Consider the following 1034-nt stretch of genomic DNA (forward strand, 5'->3'; position numbering starts at 1 on the left):
CGCTTACCACGGTAGGATTCGTGACTGGGGTGAAGTCGTAACAAGGTAGCCGTATCGGAAGGTGCGGCTGGATCACCTCCTTTCTAGAGTAGCACCGGGGTCTAACGACCCATCATCAAGCGTCCACGCTTATCGACTGTTGAACGAGTAAAGAACAGTTTTATCGGGGCTGTAGCTCAGCTGGTTAGAGCACCGTGTTGATAACGCGGGGGTCGTTGGTTCGAGTCCAACCAGCCCTACCAAGATATCAGCGCACCCTAATGGGGGATTAGCTCAGCTGGGAGAGCACCTGCTTTGCAAGCAGGGGGTCGTCGGTTCGATCCCGTCATCCTCCACCATAAAGTTCAAACGTAAGCCTGGTTGAGATAACCAAGTGCGGTTTAGGTTTGATCTTTTCGAGATCACTGTTTTTTCGTTCTTTAACAATCTGGAAGAAGTAAAGTTTTTTTAAGCGTGTTGAGCTAGTCAGCAATGACAAGTAAAACACACTTAGGGTAGTAGTAATTTGTATCAAGCAAACATAGTTGTACTCTTGATCTATGACGATCTCTTTAACTCATGAAGAGGCCAACGTTATAGGGACAAGTGAATAAGTGCACATGGTGGATGCCTTGGCGATTACAGGCGATGAAGGACGTAGTAGCTTGCGATAAGCTGCGGGGAGCTAGCAAACGAGCTTTGATCCGCAGATTTCCGAATGGGGAAACCCGGCCTTTTAGGTCATTGCATACTGAATACATAGGTATGCAAAGCGAACGCGGCGAACTGAAACATCTAAGTAGCTGCAGGAAAAGAAATCAACCGAGATTCCCAAAGTAGTGGCGAGCGAAATGGGATGAGCCTGTACGTGATAGTCGGACTGATAGCAGAAGCCTCTGGAAAGTGGCGCCATAGTGGGTGATAGCCCCGTATGCGAAATCAGACCGGTGGTACTAAGCGTACGACAAGTAGGGCGGGACACGAGAAATCCTGTCTGAACATGGGGGGACCATCCTCCAAGGCTAAATACTCGTAATCGACCGATAGTGAACCAG

The 1034-nt window shown here is 48.8% G+C and carries 2 tRNA genes and 2 rRNA genes; all 4 read left to right on the top strand.

Annotated elements, in window-relative coordinates:
• Positions 1-83: ribosomal RNA gene (locus tag ABIB42_RS25930) — 16S ribosomal RNA — on the top strand; the annotation flags it as partial.
• A gap of 82 nt (positions 84-165) precedes the next feature.
• Positions 166-242, top strand: a tRNA-Ile gene (locus ABIB42_RS25935).
• Between the two features lie 20 nt (positions 243-262).
• Positions 263-338 (top strand) — tRNA-Ala (locus tag ABIB42_RS25940).
• 241 nt (positions 339-579) lie between these two features.
• A 23S ribosomal RNA gene (locus ABIB42_RS25945) occupies positions 580-1034 on the top strand; the annotation flags it as partial.

This window comes from Massilia sp. UYP32, assembly GCF_050434365.1.
Classification (GTDB): Bacteria; Pseudomonadota; Gammaproteobacteria; order Burkholderiales; family Burkholderiaceae_D; genus Telluria; species Telluria timonae.